Origin of the sequence: Enterococcus sp. DIV0086, assembly GCF_050498705.1 — a bacterium.
Taxonomy (GTDB): Bacteria; Bacillota; Bacilli; order Lactobacillales; family Enterococcaceae; genus Enterococcus; species Enterococcus faecalis.
Genome location: NZ_JBNIDN010000001.1, coordinates 967,530 through 988,105 on the forward strand (window position 1 = coordinate 967,530; position 20,576 = coordinate 988,105).

The following is a 20,576-nucleotide window of genomic DNA, read 5'->3' on the forward strand; positions in this document are numbered from 1 at the left end:
AACTTTTACAATTACTCATTGTTTCTCAATATCCACCTCCATAAAATACTTTTCAACCTTCAATTCTTTCTTTATTTAGCTACAACAACTTTTTTTAACGTACGATTTTCCGTTTCTCCTTATAATCAAAAAGTAACACATTATATTAGCTAAAAAAAGAAAAAAACCTGATATTTCAACAAAAAATAGCGAATTAAATAACACGTTTTATATGAAGCAAATATATTGACTTTCCCTAAAAAAATACAAATATAGGTAAGTTCTAGCTTTAAGAGTAATTTTTTTATTGTTTTCCCTTTAATAACATTCGTTCTAAATTGTTTTAAAAACTAAAACTTTTTTCATGTAATTTTCATTACATTTACCAAAAAAAGAAACTAGCTTAGCTACATTTGCTATTGCTAGTTCCTTTTTTTAATTATTTTACTTTTCCCCTAAAATTTCAATCCAACCATAATAATATTCAATATATTGGTTTTCCTCTTCTAGTTGTGTCAAGATATGCTCTCCGACAACGATGCCTGTTTCAAATCCTTGTTTTGCTAAACGCTTTTTTACTTCTTCGATATTATTCAAACGGGTATCTTGTGTATTGACTTTTAAAATAAAGCCTTTGTATTGGCTACTTGATTCTTTGAGCCAAATCACTTTATCTAAACTTTTTTTATTCACATGATTTGCCAAACAAATCCCATACGTCAGTTCATTGGATTCACTTAAATCCCCGTAAATACCTAAAGTTGAAATGTGTTCCATGTAAACTTTCATCTCTTCTGGATCCTCAATATCAACAACAACAATTTTATCAAAAGGAATTGGTTCATCTGAAAAAACCAATGTTTCTAAATCAATTAACGCATGTAAATGTAATTTTCTTTTCTTGATTTCTTTGTATTTATGTTGAAGCCTTTTTATTTCTTGCCCCAGTTGTTCTTCTGTTGCTTCCATGGTGGCATAGAGATCGGTAGGTGTCTTTTTATATAAATTCAACATATCTTTGATAGGAATCCCCATTTTTCGATAAAAATCAATATCATATATTTTGAACAAATCTTCTAAATCAAAGGTTCGATATCCGTTTTCTTCATTGCGTGTTGTACTAATCAACCCTTGCTCGTCCCAATAACGAATCGTGGACTTAGGGATATTTAACAACTCAGAAACATCTTTTATTGTGTAATTTTTTTCCATACTGTTCCCTCCATCAAAAAGTTTAGCATTTCTACTGTTGACATTCAAGTTACTTGAACGTGTACAATGACTCTTTGTAACAGCTAAAACGGTATTGTTTAAGGAGGAAATTTCATGAAATTAATGAAAGAGTTTATTAAAGAAAATAAATGGATTGTTCTTGCGACAACTTTAACCATCTGTTTGCAAATCGCAGGAACCCTTGGCGTCCCTAAATTAGTTGGCAAGTTGATTGATGTGGGCATCGTTAGCGGTGACCAACAAGTAATTAAAACGATTGGCATACAAATGTTTCTTGTGGCATTCATTGGAACAATTGCCGCAATTATTTCTAGCTATTTGTCTGCTTTAGTAGCTGCTAAATTTGGTTTTCAAGTTAGAGGATTGTTCTTTAAAAAATTTCAACAATTCTCGATGAAAAATGTTGATAAATTTGGTTCAAATTCTTTGCTAACTAGAATGACCAACGATGTAGATAATGTTCAAACAATGATTGTGCTATTTTGCCAATTAATCTTTCCAGCGCCTATTATTAGTTTATTTGCCTTAGTGATGACATTTTCTTATTCAGTTTCACTCGCTTGGGTAACATTGGCTTCCATCGTATTTTACTTAGTCGTTGTTTATTTTTTAATGAAAAAAGGTACCCCTTTATCTTTAAAAATTCAACCAAAAATGGATCGAATTACTACGACTTTACGAGAGTTCTTTACTGGAATTAATATGATTCGTGCGTTCAATAATCAAGATTTTGAAGAGCAGCGAACCAATCAAACATTTAAAAATTATGCTGAACGCATGAGTAAAGTGAATCAAATCTTTGCTTGGATTACTCCCGTTGCCTTTTTATTAATGGGCGTTGTGTACGCCTCTATTTTGTGGTTTGGCGGTAATTTAGTTGCAGTAGGCACCCTACAAATTGGCACCGTTACAGCTGTGATTGAATATACGCTTCTAACTTTGGCCTACTTAATGATCGCGGCTATGGTATTAGTTGTCATTCCACGGTCCGTTGCTTCCTTGAATCGCTTGCAAGAAGTTTTGTCAGAAGAAATTGAAATTAGCGATCCTCACACTGAAGCAACCATTGCTTATCATCCTGAGAAAGCCTTGATTTGCTTCGATCACGTCACGTTTCAATACACAGAAACAGCTGATCCTGTTTTAGAAAATGTTAGTTTTGTCATCCCTAAAGGAAAAACAACGGCGATTGTTGGGGCAACTGGCGCTGGTAAAAGTACTTTAGTTAAGTTACTTTTACGAATAAATGATGTCACAGCCGGCACGATTAGCTATTCTGGCACAGATATCCGCTCATTATCTCAGCAAACGATTCGCCAAGTCATCAGTTATGTGCCACAAAAAGCCTTTCTTTTCAGTGGGACAATCTTATCAAACTTATTAATGGGAAATGCCAAAGCAACTACAGAAGAAATAAGAACGGCACTAGAAATTTCACAATCTTCTGAATTTATCGATTCCTTACCACAAGGGATTGAAAGTTTCGTAGCACAAGGCGGGTCCAACTATTCTGGTGGTCAAAAACAAAGAATGTGTATTGCACGAGCCTTAATCAAACCGGCAGACGTTTATATTTTCGATGATAGCTTTTCCGCATTAGATTACAAAACTGATGCCGCTCTACGTGCCGCTTTACATGCACAAATGTCGGACAAAACTTTACTCATTGTTGCTCAACGGTTAAGTACAATCATGAACGCTGACAATATTATCGTCCTAGATGAAGGAAGGATTGTTGGTCAAGGCACCCACGCTGATTTACTTACCACTAATAGCTATTACCAAGACTTTGCTAAATCGCAAGGTATCTTACCCAAGTAATTAAAGAAAGGATGTGACTGCTTGAAAGAAAGTTTTCTTTTCAAGCCATACAATGAAAAAAACAATGAATCTTCAAAGCTTTAAACGTTTCTGGAAAATGATTAAACCTGAGCATCCAATCTTTTATGGTCTAATGATCTGCAGTTTAATTGGAAACTTATTAATTGTTGCCATGACCTATATTATGGCAATCGGGATTGATAACCTCTTAGAAGCTATCAAGCGTGTCGGGCTCAAAGGTATGACACTTCCTTTAGTTGAAGAAGCGCTCTTAGGTCCCGTCTTACTTTTAATTCTCTTTTCAATCATTAGTAGTATCACTTCTTTTATTCAGGAACGAGCAATGGCTTCTTTAAGCGAACGGGTTACTTTAAGAATTAGAAAAGAAGTGACAAAAAAGTTTAAAACTTTACCAATGGCCTTCTTTGACAATCACCAAGTGGGCGATATCATTAGTCGTTCAACAACTGGCTTAAACCAATTGTCACAAGTTCTTTTAACAGGCATCAACCAATTTTTCACTTCCGTCGTGACTATCCTTTTTGCAGGAATCATGTTGTTCTATATTGATGCAAAATTAACCATTTTAGTGTTGCTCCTAATTGGCGGCAGTACTTTCATGACGACAAAAATCGCGAATAAAAACAAGGTGTTTGCTGATCAAAGTCAAGCTGAATTAGGTCAATTAAATAATAAGATGGAAGAATATTTAGCATGAAATTTGGTCACAAAAACCTTTAATCAACAGCAAAATGCTGAAAAAACAATTGCTGCTGTTAATCAACAACATTATCGTGCCTTTAAAAAAGCACAGTTTCTAAATTTTGCGATTTATCCAGCTATTCGTTTTATTAATCAGTTGGCTTTTATTATTAGTGCTATCTTAGGCGCAATGCTCGTTTTATCTGGTGGTATTACGATTGGTTTCTTGCAAGCGTATTTGCAATATATCAACCAAATTTCTGAGCCGATTTCTACCGCTTCTTATGTCATTAACTCAATTCAAGCAGCGATGGCTTCCATTGATCGGATTTTTGTTATCTTAGATGAAGCTGATGAACAGCCAGAAGCAACTCATTTAGAAACTATTTCTTCTCCTAAAGGAGCCATTGAATTTAAAAATGTTCAATTTGGCTACACACCAGAAAAAATTTTAATGAAAAATGTTGATTTTTCTGTTCAACCGAAAAAAACAGTGGCCATTGTAGGACCCACCGGCGCTGGTAAAACAACATTAGTCAACTTATTAATGCGTTTCTATGAAATAAATCAAGGTGCCATTACTTTTGATGGGATTGATATTACGAAACTTTCTCGACAAAATCTAAGAAATTTATTTGGCATGGTTTTACAAAACACTTGGCTATTTGAAGGAACCGTAGCAGATAATATTGCCTATGGAAAAAAAGATGCTTCTCGTGAAGAAATAATTGAAGCAGCTAAAATTGCTCAATGTGATCATTTTATTCGGACCCTTCCTCAAGGATATGACACAATTATTTCTAGCGAAAATGGTGCATTATCACAAGGGCAACAACAGTTATTAACCATCGCCCGAATCATTTTAGCAAATCCGCCCGTTGTTATTCTCGATGAAGCAACTTCGAGTGTGGACACACGAACAGAAGCCCATATTCAAAAAGCGATGGAAACTGTCACAGAAAATCGAACAAGCTTCGTTATCGCTCATCGATTATCCACGATTGAAAATGCTGATTTAATTTTAGTGATGAAAAATGGCGATATTATTGAAAAAGGAACGCATCAGGAACTATTACAAGCTCCGACTCTTTACGCCAGCTTATATAATAGTCAATTTCAAACCACTTAAAAAGAACTGGAACAAGTCATTCTTCTTTTGACTTGTTCCAGTTCTTTTATTGCTTAGAAATATTGAATTCCCATCGCTTTTTTGACTTCTGTTAAGGTTTGTGCTGCCACTTTTTCAGCAGCAAGACTTCCTTTATGCAACATTTCCATAATCGCTTCTGGATTTTTAGCCAGCTCTTCACGACGTCGACGAATCGGTGCGAGTTCTTCTTCTAGGACATCAATTAAGTAACGTTTAATTTTCACATCTCCTAAACCACCATGGCGATAGTGCTCTTTTAATTCTTCAATATATTCTTTATTTTTCCCAAAAACATCCAAGTAAGTAAAGACCATATTTCCTTCAACTTGTCCTGGGTCCTCTATACGAATATGATTTGGATCGGTATACATACTCATTACTTTTTTCTGTACTACTTCAGCTGGATCTGAAAGATAAATACCATTACCTAACGACTTACTCATTTTTCCGTTGCCATCAATTCCTGGCAAGCGTCCCATGCCTTTTGGTGGTAACACAGCTTCCGGTCTAACTAAAACTTCACCGTACGTCTGATTAAAACTATGCACAATTTCTTGCGCTTGTTCCAACATTGGTTTTTGGTCTTCCCCAACTGGGACTAAGTTCGCTTGAAAGGCAGTAATATCAGCAGCTTGTGAAACGGGATAAATAAAGAATCCTGTCGGAACACCTTCTCCAAATTTTTTTTGCTCAATTTCTGCTTTGACCGTTGGATTCCGACGAACACGTGACGTGGTCACTAAATTTAGATAGTACATTGTTAATTCAGCTAACTGTGGAATTTGCGATTGGATAAAAATTGTTGTTTTCGTAGGGTCTAAACCAACTGCTAAATAGTCCAAAGCCACTTCTAAAACATTGGCTGAAACTTTTTCGGGATTTTTTGCATTATCTGTCAATGCTTGTAAATCTGCAATCATGACAAATAATTGATTTGTAGGGTCTGCTTGCATTTCTACTCGTTTTTTTAAGGAACCTACGTAATGTCCTAGGTGCAATTTACCAGTTGGACGATCACCTGTTAAGATAGTATTCATTGTCTACACACCTTTATCGTTTACTTTCATTTATTATTTTACCTTGTTTTAAAAAGAATGAATAGTAGGCAATAGAATATTTATTGATTCTAGATAATCGAAGAGACTAGAAAGATTGCAAGCTACAGCAATTCTTGTTCCAGTCTCTTCAAACAGTTTATTTATTTTGTGACTTTAATTGAAAATTGTGCAGTCACTATCGGCAAAACTTTGCTTGTTACTTTGATTTGATAATTTCCTGCAGCAGTCGTTGCTTCTGTCCTAATCAGACCGTTTTCATCTACACTTACTGTATTGCCAGCATCTGGTGTAACCAACTCATACGTTACTTGCGAGCTCCAAGCATCCGTTTCTGTGTGCGGCGCTTGACCAATCACTTTAGATTGAATTTGATAATTTTCGCCTGATTTTATAGTGGCTGTTTCTGTAGCAAATTGAATTCTTTCAGGAATCGCATGAGTTTGCACGACTTGGAAGATTTTTCGTTCATCGGGATTCGCAATTCCTATTTTTTCTTCTACTGCAGCAGGGAACTGGTAAGTACCTGGCGGGCTACTTGGCGAATAATTACTAACATCGTCATCCCAAGAAATAACCTTCAATTTCGTTTCGCTACCATCATCTAATTTTGCAATTACTTCAGTTGGCAAATTCAGTTCGCCTCGCGAGGTGCCTGTTAGTCGATCCAGCGTAGGCAATTCCTTGAATCCAACAATATGTTTAGCGGTGACTTTTACATTGGCAATAATTGGCATTGAGACACCTGCTGCTCGTCCTACAACAGTGAATGTTCCTTCTTTTTGATAAGAAGATGCTGGAACTTCTGACCAATTGACAGTCACTTCTCGTTGTGAACCATCCGAATAAAAAATAGTTGTTTTTTCTGGTAGATTAGGGGCTTGACCCGCTTCTGTCGCAACCTCAATCGACTCATGTTTGACTTCGAAAACATTCGATAAAACAATTTTAGGAGCTAAACTATCCTCTGTTAGCTGTTGACCAGTTGGCAAGGTCAATTTGCCTGCTAAAAAGTCTTGATAGGCCTTTTGTGCGCCTTCTTTTGAAAAAGCATCAAACCCAGCATTATCAGAATCATAACCAGGCAAACGACTGTCTGTAATCGCTAATAAGAAACTTAACTTGGCTGGAATTTTCTCACCACTTTGAATTAGCTTCCGTAGATAGTTACTAATATCAATAGAGATTGTATTTTGATTATTCATAATTGAGCTATTTGTAAAAGATTGTCGAGCAATAAATTCTTCATTTGGTACATTTAAATTATTTGGACCATTGTTCCAAGTAATGGTGTTACTCATCCAATTAGTATCTGTTCCATAAACATCTACTTGGAACTGCGTATTTTTCAAACGTTGATCATTTGTATTTCCAGCACCATTCCACGCATCATAACGCATCACATTTAGTTCTAAATTGGCACTTTTTAGTGATTGATAGTTCTTCAATTCTTGTGTATCAATTTCAACGTAAATCCGGCGATTATACCCCGCAGAACTAGCATTTTTTAATTTTAATGCGCAATTGCCCGTATAGTTTACTCCATAAGGATATTTATAGGCGTGTCCTGAACTAATGGCAGCGGTACCGCCTGCTATAGCAGAGTATGCTCGGTTACCATCACTCTTTTGAACATAGGCAGTTTGAGCTGTTTTTAGTTTAACGGTGTCTTTTCCTTCACCAAGTTCACCCTCAAAAGAGACCTTGGCTGTTACTTTGACAGCATCTATCGGTAAGCCGATAACTGTTGCTGCAACTTCAACTGTGCCTGCTGTATTAATTTTTTCTTGAGGGATTGCTTCCCATTGTAACTTAAATTCTTTTTTGCCTGTCGCAACCACTTCTTCATTAACGACTTCTTCGTACGTTAATTCAACTTGCTCTGGCAAATTAGGATACACACCTGTTGCCGAACTAATTTCTAACACTTGATTTTGATAACGAATACTTTTTTCAATTGTGGATGCTTGTTGCGCACCAATATCTAAAACTTTATTTTTCAAGCTATTTCCAAAGAAGTCTTCGGCCGCACTGTTCACTTCCGACAAGCCTTTACCAATCGCTGGAGAGGTTTCTTTTAACTGGAACATTTGTGCTCGCTGACGTAAGCGTTCTTTAGAAGTAAATTCAACCACATTATCTTTTGTTGGTTTCAATGTCGTAAATTCTTGCTCTGCCAACTCTTTCACTTTTTCAGGGTTATCTGTGATTTCTAATTGTGGTTTTTCAAAAATGTTTCCACTTGATACTAATTTTTCAACAGTTGCACCACTTTTTTCTGTAGCAATTTCTTTTGGCCAAATAACATTATTTTTGAAATATTTTTCTGGATTATCGACCATTTTACGTTCAATTGGTTGTGTCCCATTTGTTGGATAATTAGATAAGAATTTTAATTGTCCGGTACCTTCTTTGTATAAAATATTATTGTAAAAATTGGCTACTGTACCACTGTTGTCAGAACTATTTCCTTCACCAAATAATGATGTTGAAATGCCGTCGCCAACATAAATCGTATTATTGTGGATAGTTGGCATTGCCGCTCCATCATTTTTCACCCAATAATGGAAAATGCTTTGTTCTTTATAATTGTAGCCACCAGCTCCGCCTGGATTGTCTTTACCTGTTCCTCGGTTACCACCGCCGTCATTAGCTGAGATATTGTACCGAATAACCGAATTTTTTTGATCAGACATAAGCAATAAAAAGCCGCCAGTATTATGATGTGAATAGTTATATTGATAAATAACATTGTTTGACTGCATGTCCACATCATAAGCTTCAGCATCGTTAAATCCATATTTGATTCCGTATACTTCGTTATATTGGAACAGTCCGTCATCTACAGACATTGCCCAAACGCCCGCGTAATTTTGTGTACCATAATCAGCATTGCACATTCGGACAGCAACATTTCCTTCGACGACTCCGCCACTTTTGGCTTCTGACAAGACAATCCCGTCGCCAGCAATATCTTCTAAATAGTTATTACGAATCGTAATATTAGAAAACGTTTTGTAGAAAGTGTTGCCTCTTGAGGTATCTGAATCAGCTTTTGTTCGAATTCCTTCAAGTCCCACTCGTTGAATCACATTATTTTCAATCAAAATATCATTAAATCCAGTCGTTGTTCGATGATCATTGGCTGCCGTTACTACATTGCCATTCTCATCAAACCAACTTCCTAAAACAATAATTCCACCTACCGCTTTTAATCGTTTGGTTGCAGTATTCCCACTTAGATTCAAATAATATTCTGTTTGAACATCATGAACATAGTTATTCCTTATCGTGACACTATTGAACGTTCGATTTTGTTCATATCCTAGTACTAATATCCCCGCTCTTTGAGCATCTCCTGGTTTCTTATAGCCTTCGAGATTATCTAGCTCTGGTGTATTTGTCACTTCTAAATTTGAAATATCCCAATATTCTTGGTTCACTAACTGCACGGCCCCTGAGATTGCACGTTTGAAAGTCCCTGTGCTGTAGGTGCCACCACCGTTAATAATCGGACGCCGTGTTGTTTCAAAAATGGTTTCTCCTTTGTCATTCGTATCATAAAAATCAATGACAATCTTTTGTGCCGCTGTCCCATTCCCTTTTGGATGCAACAATTGGTTATTCCAGGTACTTTGCGCATTCAGCAGAAGATGGTCGCCTGGCTGAAACTCCGTCTGATTCACTTTTTCAAAATCACGCCAAGCACTGGCTGGAGACTGCCCATCATTGGCATTATTTCCTCCTTCCCCATCCACATAGTAGGTCGTCCCACTTTGAGCGACACCTACTGAACGAAAAAGTAACGGTTGATCACTCACTGTTTCCCCATAAGCAGGAAGACTAAATAATTGAAGCTGGGAAAAAACAAGCAAAATAGAAAGGAAGATGGTTACACTTTTAAAATACGCTTTTTTTCTCATTTTCTGCTCCTTAACTGTTTTTATTTTGATAATTTTGAAAAAACTTTTCTCTGTCTTTCTCCAACAAGTCTACTTTGGTTGCTCGTTGATACGTAGCTAATTTCTCTTTGTAGCGTGTGTTGATATAGGCATTTTTGCCAAATTGTGGTGCTTCTTCAAACTGTAAAAGTTGCCCTCCTTCCTTATTAAAAATATAAAAGTATTGGTTTTCGTGGTATCCTTTCACCACGGTACCAACAGCTTTTTCACTAAGAATCTCCCCAACAGACAACGAATAAATATCCTCTTTTTGGATTTCTGCACTCTTCAATTGATACGATTCAATAACAAGATTAGGTAATTTATTTTGCCACTCCAATAACGTCTCCTCATAAGATAGATTCGGAGAGATTGCTTCGGCTATTTTTTCTAATTCTGCTTGCTTACCTGAAAAAGTTGGAATTTCAATTGCTTCAACAAAGTAATCGGTCTTTTTATATTTATCATCCAATTGCTCAAAGGCCTGCCGCAATTCTTTTTGCGTTGGCTTTTCTTTCTCCATTAATTTCTCTTTTATTTGGTCCTGTAATTGTTGATCTTTTGCATCTAAAAATTGCCAGAGCGTTAAACTGCTCTTTTGGTCTTGCCATTCTTTTTTTTCTTGCCCAAATGTTTGTGAGTGGGCTATTTCTAACTCCGTTGCCAGCTGTTTAATCATTTTATGTTGTACTAAATCCTCCGTTGCAACCTTCAGTAGTTCCTGAGTGGGTGATTTTCCGTTATACGTTTTGCGCCAGAAATTTTTCCCAAACGAAGTTAAATTATTCTGATCAGAGAATTGCTTCGCTACACGATTCATATTTTTATCGCCATAAACAATTAATTCTTCGACTTGGATTGCTTCGTTATTAATCATACTTTGCTGGCTGGTAGTAAAAATAACGAGCACAAAAATAGCACCTATCAAAAAGCTACTTAAAATAATTATTTTTTTCTTCATTCGTTCGCTCCCTCCACTTTAATAAACAAGGCAAGAACAAAATAAGCAACCCCACCTTCATTCATTTTCCTGAAAATCGAGATTACTTATTATGTAAAAATTATTTATTCTTTTTTTGCTTTTTATGCAATTTCCCAGTATTTAAATAAATAATCCCTAGGAAAAGGACAGGGGTTACAACAAACCCAAACTGTGGCTTCAAAAACATCATTGCAAACATTGAGAATAGTAAAAAAACATTTAGACAGCTGACATACCATTTCCGCAGTCCATAGTAAACAGAAATCCGAAACACATCTTTAAAAGAAGCTTGCGGGTTTCGTACTTGAAAATACCAAGCATTCAGCATAATAGCTAACCCAAAAATTAGCAGAAGGACCATCAATGGAATAAACCATTTACCAATCGTTGTTTTGGCAAAAAAGAATATATCTGTCACACTGATGATGCTACTTCCTAAGCCTAGCAAGCTGATAAGAAAGCCTCTTAACCCAAACTGACGAAACTTTTGGAAAAAAGTTTTAAATGGATCCAGCTCCTTTTCTTCTTTAAAAGTATCGATTAAGCCTAAAAGTGCAATCATCCCTGCCCCCATCGGCAACAACGTTACTACAAAAAGTGGGAGGTTTCGTGGATCAATGTCTAAGCTAATCACCGCTATGAAAAAAGGAATGTTCACTAAGAGAAGCCCTAGATTACCGATAAATAAAATGTAAAGCCAGCGAAAAATTTTCATATAGATATTATTATCAAAGGTTTGCTTAGTAAACATTCAAACTTCCTCCTAATTCTTCATTCCAGATGTAGCAATACCTTCAACAAAGTATTTTTGCATTGCTAAAAAGACAATCCCTACTGGTAAAATAGAAACCACTGATGCGGCCATGATTAAGGCATATTCAGCATCAAATAAACCGACGAACATTTTCAAACCTAACTGAATTGTTTTATTCTCAGTAGAAGATAAATAAATGAAAGGTCCCATATAGTCATTCCATGTATTCACAAAAGTAATAATCGTGAGACTGGCTAAAGCTGGTTTGGTTAATGGTAAAATAATTTTCCAATAAATTCCCCACTCACTTAACCCATCAATCCGCGCACTTTCACATAGTGAATCTGGAATACTACTGTAATATTGTTTCAGTAAAAAGACCCCAAATGCATTAAATGCTTGTAATAAAACAAGTGACCATAACGTGTCAGTCAAACCTAATTGACGCATCATAATAAATTGTGGAATCATATACGATTGCCAAGGAATAGCAATTGTTGCGATGTACGTAATAAAAAGTGTATCTCTTCCTCTAAAATTCATTTTTGAAAAGCCATATGCTGCAAAACTTGAAGTAAATAGTTGAATAATCGTAATCACAATACTTAAAAATAACGTATTTTTAAAGAAAGTTAACAACGGAATGCGTTCCCAAATAACGGAATAGTTTTCTGGATGCCAACTTTTAGGAATCCATTGAATTGGAATGGTGAAAACTTCATTGTTTGTTTTAAATGATGCTGAAACCATCCAAATGAAAGGCACCAAAGTAATTAACGCAAGTAAAGTTAAGAGAATGATTACAAGGATCCCACCAGGTGTGACTTTTTCTGCTTTTTTCGTTTTTGCTTTTCGAGTATTTTCTTTTTTTGAAAAAGTTGCTTCCATCTTTTCTCCTCCTAAACTTTCTCTTGATGTTGATTCCATTTAAATTGGGCCACAGTAATCGCTAGAACGATGATGAATAAGACCATCGCAATGGCTGATGCATAACCAAAATTAAATTTGACAAAGGCTTCATTGTAAATTTCATAAACTAACACATTCGTTGCACGTCCTGGTCCACCACCAGTCATAACTTGAACTAAGTCAAACACTTTGAAACAGTTAATTACAAGCATGATAGTCACGAAAAAGGTCGTTGGTCGTAGTGAAGGTAAGGTAACATTTAAAAATTGATTCCATTTACCCGCGCCATCCATTGACGCTGCTTCATATAATTCTCTTGGCACACTTTGTAAACCAGCTAAATACAAAATCATATAATACCCCATAAAGCGCCACACACTAACGATGATAATTGCTGGTAAAGCCCAAGTAGAACTAGATGTCCAGCCAGGAGGATTTTCAATAAATATTTTCAAAAATTGATTAATTGGTCCCATTGTTGGATGAAATAGCATATTCCAAACGACCGCAATCGCAACTAATGACGTTACATAAGGAAAGAAAAAAGCCGTTCTAAAAAATTTCATCCCTCTAATTTTACGATTCAACAAAATCGCTAGTCCTAATGAGCAAATCAATGTTAACGGAACAACACCAATCGTATAGATAAACGTTTGTTTTAACGAAATCCAAAACGTATCATCATGAATCATTTTGGTGAAATTTTTCATTCCGACAAATTCAGGAGTTGAAAAAGAATCCCAACTCATAAAAGCTAAAATCAGTGAACAGATAACCGGGATTAAAGTGAAGAGAAAAAAGCCAATAAAGTTTGGTGCGATAAAAGATAACGCAGTCCACGTATTTTTTCGTCTCAATTTATTTGCTGTTTTTGTTTTTGAAGTAATTTCCATAATTGTATTCTGTTAAGTGAACTTAACAGGCCCTCCTTCCAAACTCAAGCTACATTCTTTATTTAAAAAAATAAGCTGAAATTCATTGTAGGTTACTCATTTCAGCTTATTTTTTTCATCAATCTTTTGTGTTTTTGCAGGAAATAATAGTTAGTCTATCTCTGCTTTGACACGTTTTTCCATGTTAGCAATACCATCTTTTGGCTTTTCGTCGCCGACCATAATTAAATCATGTTCTTCTTGTAATACTTTATCAATTGCGGCACCGTTTTTATCAGATGGGAATTCTAAATTAATTGTATCTGGGTTAAAGGCTTTTTGTGAGACTTCATCTGAAGGCATTCCTTTTCTTGCAAAGTAGATTTTATCAATTTCATCTGTTTTATAAGAAGGAACCACCCCTACTTCTGCTAAAAGTTTTGCACCTTCTTTACCTGAAGCAAAGTCTAAGAATTTTTGAGCAGCTTTTTGTTTTTTACTGTTTTTATTAATTGCAAAACTTGTCGGTGAGCCAAAGGTAGTTGCTTTGCCTTTTTCTTGTTGTGGTATTTCGGCAATCCCCCATTCGACATTTGTTTTGCCATCATCAATGTTTGTTAATAAAGTCCCCATGTACCAGCTACCCATGTACATCATCGCCGCTTTTGAATTTTCAAATTGTGATTGATACGTTACTTTTGTTGATTTTGCTGTTCCAAAATCCATTTGTGATTGATCTTTTTGCATTCTCAATGCGCGATCATAATAAGTTTCCATATAATTGTATTTTGGTTCAATCAAATTGGCATTGTTTTGAGCAGCAGCAATCGCTTGAACGGTTGAGCGCCAAGTATGTTGATAGGCACCATATACTTGTTCTCCTGGTTTAGATAATTTTTTCGCTAACGCTTCATATTCATCCCAAGTTAAGTTATCGGGATAGGCAATTCCGGCTTCATCAAACATTTTTTTATTGTAATACAATACCCAGAAATCTGTACGGTAAGGCTGAGCATAGGTTTTACCATCGATTTCATACATCTCGTAACTTGCTTTGGCAGGTTCGATATCTAAATCTTTAACGTGATCGGTTAAATCCACCAATTGATTGCGTAGCGCGTAATTAGAATATGAAAGTAAGTTTTTCATGGTTAAAATATCCGTCGTATCTCCTGATGAAAGCATCGTTGTTACTTTTGTGTCATAATCATCTGAAGCAATGTCCACCGGTTCAATAGTGATATCAGGATTTTCCGCTTCAAAAGCTCTGAATAATTTCTCAAATTCTGGGGTCGTGTCATAATTCCAAGTAGTTACTGTTAATTTTGTTTTGCCATCTTCACTCTTTTCAGTTGCTTTCTTTTCACTTGAACCACCACATGCTGTTAAAGTTACTGCCGCCACTGCTAACAACGCTGCCGCTGTTAAGCCTTTTTTCCAAAATTTCATTTGTACTACCTCCGCTATTTATTATTTTTTAGGAGTTTTCCTCCATGAATTACCAAAAAGAATACCAGCTTTTCGCTAAACGAGTTAACGCTTCCAAATAAAAGTAGTCGCCCCAAATCATGCATTCATCGACCCCTGTATTTGTTTTTTTATCATAGACACCATGAAGCAATAGACCGTTCGACTCTGGTCGTAAAACCGTTGTATACTTTTCCGCTAATGCTTGTAATAGTTCTAGCTCAACCTTTTCATAATAGCCATGTTTTTCATCATTTAATGGAAGCTGACGAGATAATTCTAGTAAGCCACATGCAGCAATTGCAGCAGATGAGCTATCACGTTCTTCTTCACTCCCTTCATTGAAAATTAAATCCCAGTAACAGATTTTGTCTTCTGGTAATTCTTGAATAAAGTAATCAGCAACATTTTTTGCTGTTTCCAGAAAACTACTATCTCCTGTATATAAATAACTTAACGTAAAGCCGTAAATTCCCCAGGCTTGGCCGCGAGCCCAACAAGAATCGTCTGAATATCCTTGTTGCGTCTTACCGTATAAAGCTTCGCCTGTTTCCGTATCAAAATAATACGTATGGAACGTAGTGTGATTTTCTCGCACAATATATTTTTGTGTTTGTTTCGCATGATTGTAGGCAGCTTCATAATACTCTTGCTTGCCAGTCATTTTTGCTGCAAAGTATAATAATGGTAAGTTCATTAAACAATCAATAATCATTCTACCTCGTTGCTCTGGATCGTCTAAATTCCCCCAAGCTTGAATAATCTTGGCTTTTGGTGAATAACGTTTCATTAATAAGTCCGCAGCTTGCAAGGCCATTTCTTTTGAGGCCTCATGACCATTGACTTGATAATCAGCAATGGCTGTTAAAATATACAAAAAGCCTATATCATGTGTTTCCAGCTCAATTTGTTCATCCAAGCGATGTTGAAAAGAAGCCATCTGTGTGGTAATCACTTCATCGAACTCTGTTGAATTTGTTAATTCCTTTGCTAAAAATAACATTCCTGGCCAAAAGCTGGCCGTCCAGTCAATATTTTCTTCAGGATAATAAATTTGATTTAAACTTGCCGCGGGTGGAACTAATTCTTTAAATGTCTCTAAATTTCCTCGAACTTTGTTTAAAGCAAAACTGATTTGCTTCGGCAACCACTCAATCTGTCCATTTTCTGTCATTGTGTATTTCTCCCCCTAATTCCCCAAAATTACAACTTTTTCTTCAACTAAAAGCTGATTTTCTTTTAACCTAACTTTAACTGGCTCAATTTGTTCATTCGGTAGTACGCCTGTCACCAATGAAATTAAAAGATGTTTCCCTTTCGACAAGTTTGCTTTCAAATATGGCAACTCCGTTAACGGATAAAGTAAATTTGTATTCGGTTCTGTTCGAATAATCGCAGCTTCAGAAAAGCCGTTGATATTTTCTACTTTTGACACACCTTTTGCATTTTTTACCTCAGCCATTTGATCAGAAACACAAGTGACCTTTTCATCGAAGAGCGGGATTGAGAAGCCACCTTCATAAGCCACTAATGCACGTTGTGTCTCAATTTCGTGGATCCGTAAATGCTGGCCTTCTAATGGTACAATTGTCGTTTTGATTGCTACATCGGACCAAGGATGCCATTGATGAATGATACGATCATCAAGAATTTCGCACTGATCATCTAATCCTTTCGTGCGGAAATAATGGTCGTCTTCAGCTAAAGCCAAGCAATTATCATAAGCACCTTCGTAATACCAATAATCACTCTTTATAGTACTGAAACCAAAATGGGAAGAATAAACAAATTTACTATATTTATCATGCGCATGAGCTTGATAATTAATAAATTGTCCCGCTGGAAACATTAAACCATGTGTCCCTGCATCATTTACTTGATAGTAGTTCCGACTTTCTGGTGAAGGTAAGTGTTTTTCTGGAAAGCTAATAGGCTGTGTTTCTGCTTGCCAATAAGGATGATCTTTTGGAACCGCTAACAAAATGAATGTTTTAAAGGCCCAATAAGGTGAACCAGGACCATTATAGCCTTCGGCAAAGACCATATTTTGATAATCATAACCTACCGACAATAATCCATCTGTTGTAAAAATATCTTTGTTCATCCATTGATGAAGATGTCGGCTGATTAGACCTTTGATCTCACCCCACGGCAATGCTTCAACATCTGCAAAAACTAAAGCACTAAAAAATGACACTTGAGCAAAACGATACGTTAAGCTACGTCCAAAGGGAATCGCTTCTCCTGGCTGAGTAAACCAATATTTAAACTCTTGCGCGAACAAAGTTGCTCGTTCCTTCATAATAGCCACTCTTGCGGTATCTTCCGGGGCAAAACGACAATACAATAAACTATAATAATGAATAGCGAAAGAAACATAATAATCAACTTGTGTCTCGACTCCGTCATAATACCAACCATTACCGACATAAAAACGATCAATTACAGCCAAATCAACAGCGATCTGTTCTTTTGAATACGGCATTTCACAATGTTTCATCGCTAAATTCAGCAACACTCTAAAGAAATGCCAATTATTTGGCGGAATAATGTTTTCATTGGCTTGTATCAGCCAACTGTGTAAATTGTTTTGCTGTTCTTTTGTTAATTGGTCCCACGTTTTTTCTTTGTTTAACAAAAGAAATGTACTTAATGCTGCCATCTCAACAATCAATTGATCATAATCTTTTGTTTTTCCCCAATAAGATGAACTCTCAGGATCGGTTCCTTCGATAATTCCCGTTAGAAAGTCATTCAAATACTCACTTTCATTTTGCGTTACATAAGGACCTAGTCCCCATAATGGTCGTAAAAATGCCTCCGCATCACGTGTCCCTTTAGAATAAACCGTTCCGTGTGTCCCTAAATCCAGATGACCTTGATACTCTCGATCAAAAAACAATTCCAGTGGCGCTAATAAATCTTCAAATCCTTCTGCAACTTCTTCGTATGTTTCAAAAGGATTCTGTCTAATTCGTGGCTGAATCATGATTCTCCTCACTTTCAATTAATGTCCCTTTCAAAAAGCCGTAATATTCTCCGTAAACTGTCACTTCGTCACCAATTTTCAATTTTTTCTTTTGCTCATTAAAAACTTGATATTTACTAGAACCACTTTTCAAAATAAAACGATCACCTTTTTTTATTAAACTGGAACGACTGTCGCTCTCAACAATCTCCCCTTTCAAAGAAATATATTCATTTAAACGAACGTCACCATTTTGTAATTCTGTTTCTGAATAAGACTGTGCCGTTTCCTTTAGATTTTGAAGAGATTCTTCATCAAATTCTTTTTCACCGGATTTACAACCTGTTAAAGCAAGTAAAATTAGTAAAAAAAGTGAAAATCTTTTCACTAAACCACCTTCTCCATCAAATTAAAGCGCTTTCTTTGACTTTATAGTATATTTTTTTAGTCAAAAAATCAATAGTTTTTGCTAAAAAAAAGTAAAAAAAGCTTTTTCTTGCTTTTTTACTAAAAAGAAATATACTATATGCTATAATAGTACTTGAGAAGGAGGCATTTAGAATGGCAACTATCACAGATATCGCAAAAGTCGCGAATGTTTCAATTTCAACTGTATCGCGAGTTCTGAACTATGATCCAAACTTATCCGTTACAGAGGAAACCAAGCGAAAAATTTTTGAAGCAGCAGAAACCCTGAATTATACGAAATATAAAACTAAAAATAAAAACAAACAGCAGGAGCAACTGACACCTAACCTTTCCGTACAAACAGCTCCGCAAGAGCCTTCGATTGCCGTCGTTCAGTGGCGTTCAGATGACGAAGAACTAACGGATATTTACTATATGTCGATTCGTTTAGGCGCTGAAAAACGGGCCGAAGAGTTAGGTTACAATATTCTAAAAGTTTCCCAATTGGAACAACATAACCTTCAAGGGATTGATGGCATTTTGGCAATTGGCAAATTCACTCAAAAGACGTTACAAGAGTTGCAGCAACTGCATCCCAATCTTTGTGTAATTGGCAGTAATTTCCCATTGGAAGAATTTGATTCTGTAAATACTGATTTTTATCAAGCAACCGAGATTGCCTTAACCCATCTTTTGGAATTGGGCCACGAAAAAATTGCCTTTATTGGTGCCGAAGAAAGCGAAAATATGTATGGTTTCCGTCGCTATAAAACACCGACAACCAACGCTTATCTTGACATTATGCAACATTATCACTTGTTTAACGAAGATTATTTTATCTTAAAAGAAAATGGCATGTTGGATGTCAAAACAGGGGAACAATTGACAGAAGAAGCGTTAGAGAAATGGGGAAATGATTTACCTACTGCGATTCTTGCTTATAATGACGCCTTTGCAATCGGTGTGATACATACGTTAGCCGCACACGGTATAAAGGTTCCTGAAAAAATTAGTGTCATGGGGATCAATGATATCTCTATTTCTCAATATGTCTCACCGCCGCTATCCTCTGTCCATGCCTTTACTGAAGAAATGGGCGAGACAGGCATTAATTTATTGCACAAACGAATTCAAATGCCTAGCATTCCTCGTAGAGTCCTGTTAAACACAGAATTGGTTGTCCGCCAATCGACAACTAGCCCACGCCAGAAATAAAAAATAAGGACCGCTCCTATAAAGGAACCGTCCTTATTTTTTATTTGTTTTGACCAAATAATTCAATTTGTGTTAATGCTGGAAATGGTGATGGTTCATCTGCTTGAATTAACTCTGTTAGTATCACCCACTCCGCTGCCCGTTTCGCAAAGGTAAAGCTCTGGCGTTGCTCAGTCTTAACAGTTTTAAAAACTTCATGTGTACCGTCGGAAAATTTTAAAGTCACTTGTTGCCAATAATTATCATGAGGAAAGTCCGCTCGTAATGTTAAGATCACTTTATCCAACAAGACTTCACGCCCAAATTCAATTTTTAATGCGGCATCTAACTGCTGATTAATCCCCCATGATTGATAAGGATACGGCCCATGATAAAGATTAGCGAAGGTACCATCAATCGCATTACAAGCAAAAAAAGTGGCATCATTTCGCGTTTCCACGTTGGCAGATGCATGAGGATACGCACCAGTAAAATGTTGTAAATCATGTGGATTTAACGCCCAATTACGATAACTCTTAATTTCTTCTTTAGTGGCAATACGCACACTTATATAAGGTTTCTTGGTTTCAAAACGATACGCTGCTCGCGCTTCGATAGCGTTTTCATTTTTTATGATTGGAAACGTCCATTTTTGTTCTGGAACATAAATCAAACTGCTATCAAGCGTAGCATCTAACTTCACCATTAAATAAGTATTGGGCGTATCTAAACAAACTTGAATCACATCGCCGTCTTGTAATTGACAATCCCGAGCAGCTAAACAAACAAAATCTTTTCCTGTAATAGTTAACTCTTTCAAAGAATCTGAATCATCTATCTTAGCTTTTCTAACTTCTTGTTCTTGATTTAAAATCGATAATGAAATACACGTCATATGCTTCCCTCCTAGTTTTACCTTTATTATATATTATTTTAGTAAATTAATCTATTTTTTACTAAAATAACGACTAATTAAAGCATAAATGTTTAGATCAAAAAAAATAAAAAGGATTTTCTTAAAAGTCTTCTTTTGTTCAAACTGATTATCTTTAAGATTTAAAAGTGGGACATAAGTTGAGCCGACCCCCAAAAGTTAGATTTCTAGGTCTAACTTTTTGGAGTCGGCTCAAGTCGAAATGAC

General features: G+C 36.1%; 14 protein-coding genes and 1 pseudogene. 3 read left to right on the top strand and 12 right to left on the bottom strand.

The genetic code is table 11. The features are described 5' to 3' along the window. Positions 1-423: 423 nt before the first annotated feature. Positions 424-1,239 (bottom strand): MerR family transcriptional regulator, encoded by an 816-nt coding sequence (locus tag IGI63_RS04585; protein WP_002383586.1) that lies wholly within the window; start codon positions 1,237-1,239, stop codon positions 424-426. Positions 1,240-1,305: 66 nt separating this feature from the next. Between IGI63_RS04585 and IGI63_RS04590 the strand changes: the two genes are divergently transcribed. Both IGI63_RS04590 and IGI63_RS04595 read left to right on the top strand, forming a co-directional pair. Continuing rightward, entirely contained in the window at positions 1,306-3,033 is a 1,728-nt protein-coding gene (locus IGI63_RS04590) for an ABC transporter ATP-binding protein (protein WP_002362898.1), read from the top strand. A gap of 52 nt (positions 3,034-3,085) precedes the next feature. Next, positions 3,086-4,864: pseudogene (locus IGI63_RS04595) on the top strand (ABC transporter ATP-binding protein). Between the two features lie 53 nt (positions 4,865-4,917). On the opposite strand, the gene trpS reads toward IGI63_RS04595, so the two are convergent. The 10 genes from trpS to IGI63_RS04645 all read right to left on the bottom strand — a co-directional run bounded on the left by trpS (position 4,918) and on the right by IGI63_RS04645 (position 18,221). Then, complete coding sequence (trpS, locus tag IGI63_RS04600) at positions 4,918-5,922, bottom strand: tryptophan--tRNA ligase (RefSeq protein WP_002362895.1); 1,005 nt, start codon at positions 5,920-5,922, stop codon at positions 4,918-4,920. Between the two features lie 161 nt (positions 5,923-6,083). Continuing rightward, entirely contained in the window at positions 6,084-9,863 is a 3,780-nt protein-coding gene (locus IGI63_RS04605) for an Ig-like domain-containing protein (protein WP_429975397.1), read from the bottom strand. Between the two features lie 10 nt (positions 9,864-9,873). After that, entirely contained in the window at positions 9,874-10,842 is a 969-nt protein-coding gene (locus IGI63_RS04610; RefSeq protein WP_429975398.1) for a hypothetical protein, read from the bottom strand. A gap of 100 nt (positions 10,843-10,942) precedes the next feature. Next, positions 10,943-11,614 carry a hypothetical protein gene (locus tag IGI63_RS04615; RefSeq protein ID WP_010818443.1) on the bottom strand — a complete coding sequence of 224 codons (672 nt, stop codon included), beginning with the start codon at positions 11,612-11,614 and terminating at the stop codon, positions 10,943-10,945. A gap of 12 nt (positions 11,615-11,626) precedes the next feature. Continuing rightward, a complete protein-coding gene (locus IGI63_RS04620; RefSeq protein ID WP_002383582.1) occupies positions 11,627-12,544 on the bottom strand; it encodes a carbohydrate ABC transporter permease in 918 nt (305 codons plus the stop codon). Beyond that, entirely contained in the window at positions 12,517-13,419 is a 903-nt protein-coding gene (locus IGI63_RS04625) for a carbohydrate ABC transporter permease (protein WP_429975399.1), read from the bottom strand. The genes IGI63_RS04620 and IGI63_RS04625 overlap by 28 nt, the downstream gene beginning before the upstream one ends. A gap of 150 nt (positions 13,420-13,569) precedes the next feature. Continuing rightward, on the bottom strand, positions 13,570-14,847 hold the full coding sequence (locus IGI63_RS04630) for an ABC transporter substrate-binding protein (RefSeq protein WP_429975400.1): 1,278 nt from the start codon (positions 14,845-14,847) through the stop codon (positions 13,570-13,572). Between the two features lie 49 nt (positions 14,848-14,896). After that, on the bottom strand, positions 14,897-16,039 hold the full coding sequence (locus tag IGI63_RS04635) for a glycoside hydrolase family 88 protein (RefSeq protein WP_429975401.1): 1,143 nt from the start codon (positions 16,037-16,039) through the stop codon (positions 14,897-14,899). A 15-nt stretch (positions 16,040-16,054) separates the two neighbouring features. After that, positions 16,055-17,854: a DUF2264 domain-containing protein gene (locus IGI63_RS04640; RefSeq protein ID WP_002398050.1), complete on the bottom strand. Its 1,800-nt coding sequence runs from the start codon at positions 17,852-17,854 to the stop codon at positions 16,055-16,057. Further along, on the bottom strand, positions 17,835-18,221 hold the full coding sequence (locus IGI63_RS04645; RefSeq protein ID WP_002356835.1) for a hypothetical protein: 387 nt from the start codon (positions 18,219-18,221) through the stop codon (positions 17,835-17,837). Before IGI63_RS04645 ends, IGI63_RS04640 begins: the two co-directional genes overlap by 20 nt. Positions 18,222-18,394: 173 nt before the next feature. Here IGI63_RS04645 and IGI63_RS04650 point away from each other — a divergent pair, with 173 nt between their 5' ends. Next, entirely contained in the window at positions 18,395-19,456 is a 1,062-nt protein-coding gene (locus IGI63_RS04650; protein ID WP_010817492.1) for a LacI family DNA-binding transcriptional regulator, read from the top strand. Between the two features lie 40 nt (positions 19,457-19,496). On the opposite strand, the gene IGI63_RS04655 is transcribed toward IGI63_RS04650, so the two are convergent. Further along, positions 19,497-20,330, bottom strand: a complete 834-nt coding sequence (locus tag IGI63_RS04655) for a hypothetical protein (protein WP_002369000.1) — start codon at positions 20,328-20,330, stop codon at positions 19,497-19,499. Between the last annotated feature and the right edge of the window lie 246 nt (positions 20,331-20,576).

What these genes read in the sequence shown, in the direction of transcription:
- IGI63_RS04620 (WP_002383582.1), bottom strand. Translation starts at nt 12,544, where the DNA reads ATGGAATCAACATCAAGAGAAAGTTTAGGAGGAGAAAAGATGGAAGCA.
- IGI63_RS04610 (WP_429975398.1), bottom strand. Translation starts at nt 10,842, where the DNA reads ATGAAGAAAAAAATAATTATTTTAAGTAGCTTTTTGATAGGTGCTATT.
- IGI63_RS04625 (WP_429975399.1), bottom strand. Translation starts at nt 13,419, where the DNA reads ATGGAAATTACTTCAAAAACAAAAACAGCAAATAAATTGAGACGAAAA.
- IGI63_RS04590 (WP_002362898.1), top strand. Translation starts at nt 1,306, where the DNA reads ATGAAATTAATGAAAGAGTTTATTAAAGAAAATAAATGGATTGTTCTT.
- IGI63_RS04615 (WP_010818443.1), bottom strand. Translation starts at nt 11,614, where the DNA reads ATGTTTACTAAGCAAACCTTTGATAATAATATCTATATGAAAATTTTT.
- IGI63_RS04650 (WP_010817492.1), top strand. Translation starts at nt 18,395, where the DNA reads ATGGCAACTATCACAGATATCGCAAAAGTCGCGAATGTTTCAATTTCA.
- IGI63_RS04640 (WP_002398050.1), bottom strand. Translation starts at nt 17,854, where the DNA reads ATGATTCAGCCACGAATTAGACAGAATCCTTTTGAAACATACGAAGAA.
- IGI63_RS04655 (WP_002369000.1), bottom strand. Translation starts at nt 20,330, where the DNA reads ATGACGTGTATTTCATTATCGATTTTAAATCAAGAACAAGAAGTTAGA.
- IGI63_RS04630 (WP_429975400.1), bottom strand. Translation starts at nt 14,847, where the DNA reads ATGAAATTTTGGAAAAAAGGCTTAACAGCGGCAGCGTTGTTAGCAGTG.
- IGI63_RS04605 (WP_429975397.1), bottom strand. Translation starts at nt 9,863, where the DNA reads ATGAGAAAAAAAGCGTATTTTAAAAGTGTAACCATCTTCCTTTCTATT.
- IGI63_RS04635 (WP_429975401.1), bottom strand. Translation starts at nt 16,039, where the DNA reads ATGACAGAAAATGGACAGATTGAGTGGTTGCCGAAGCAAATCAGTTTT.
- trpS (WP_002362895.1), bottom strand. Translation starts at nt 5,922, where the DNA reads ATGAATACTATCTTAACAGGTGATCGTCCAACTGGTAAATTGCACCTA.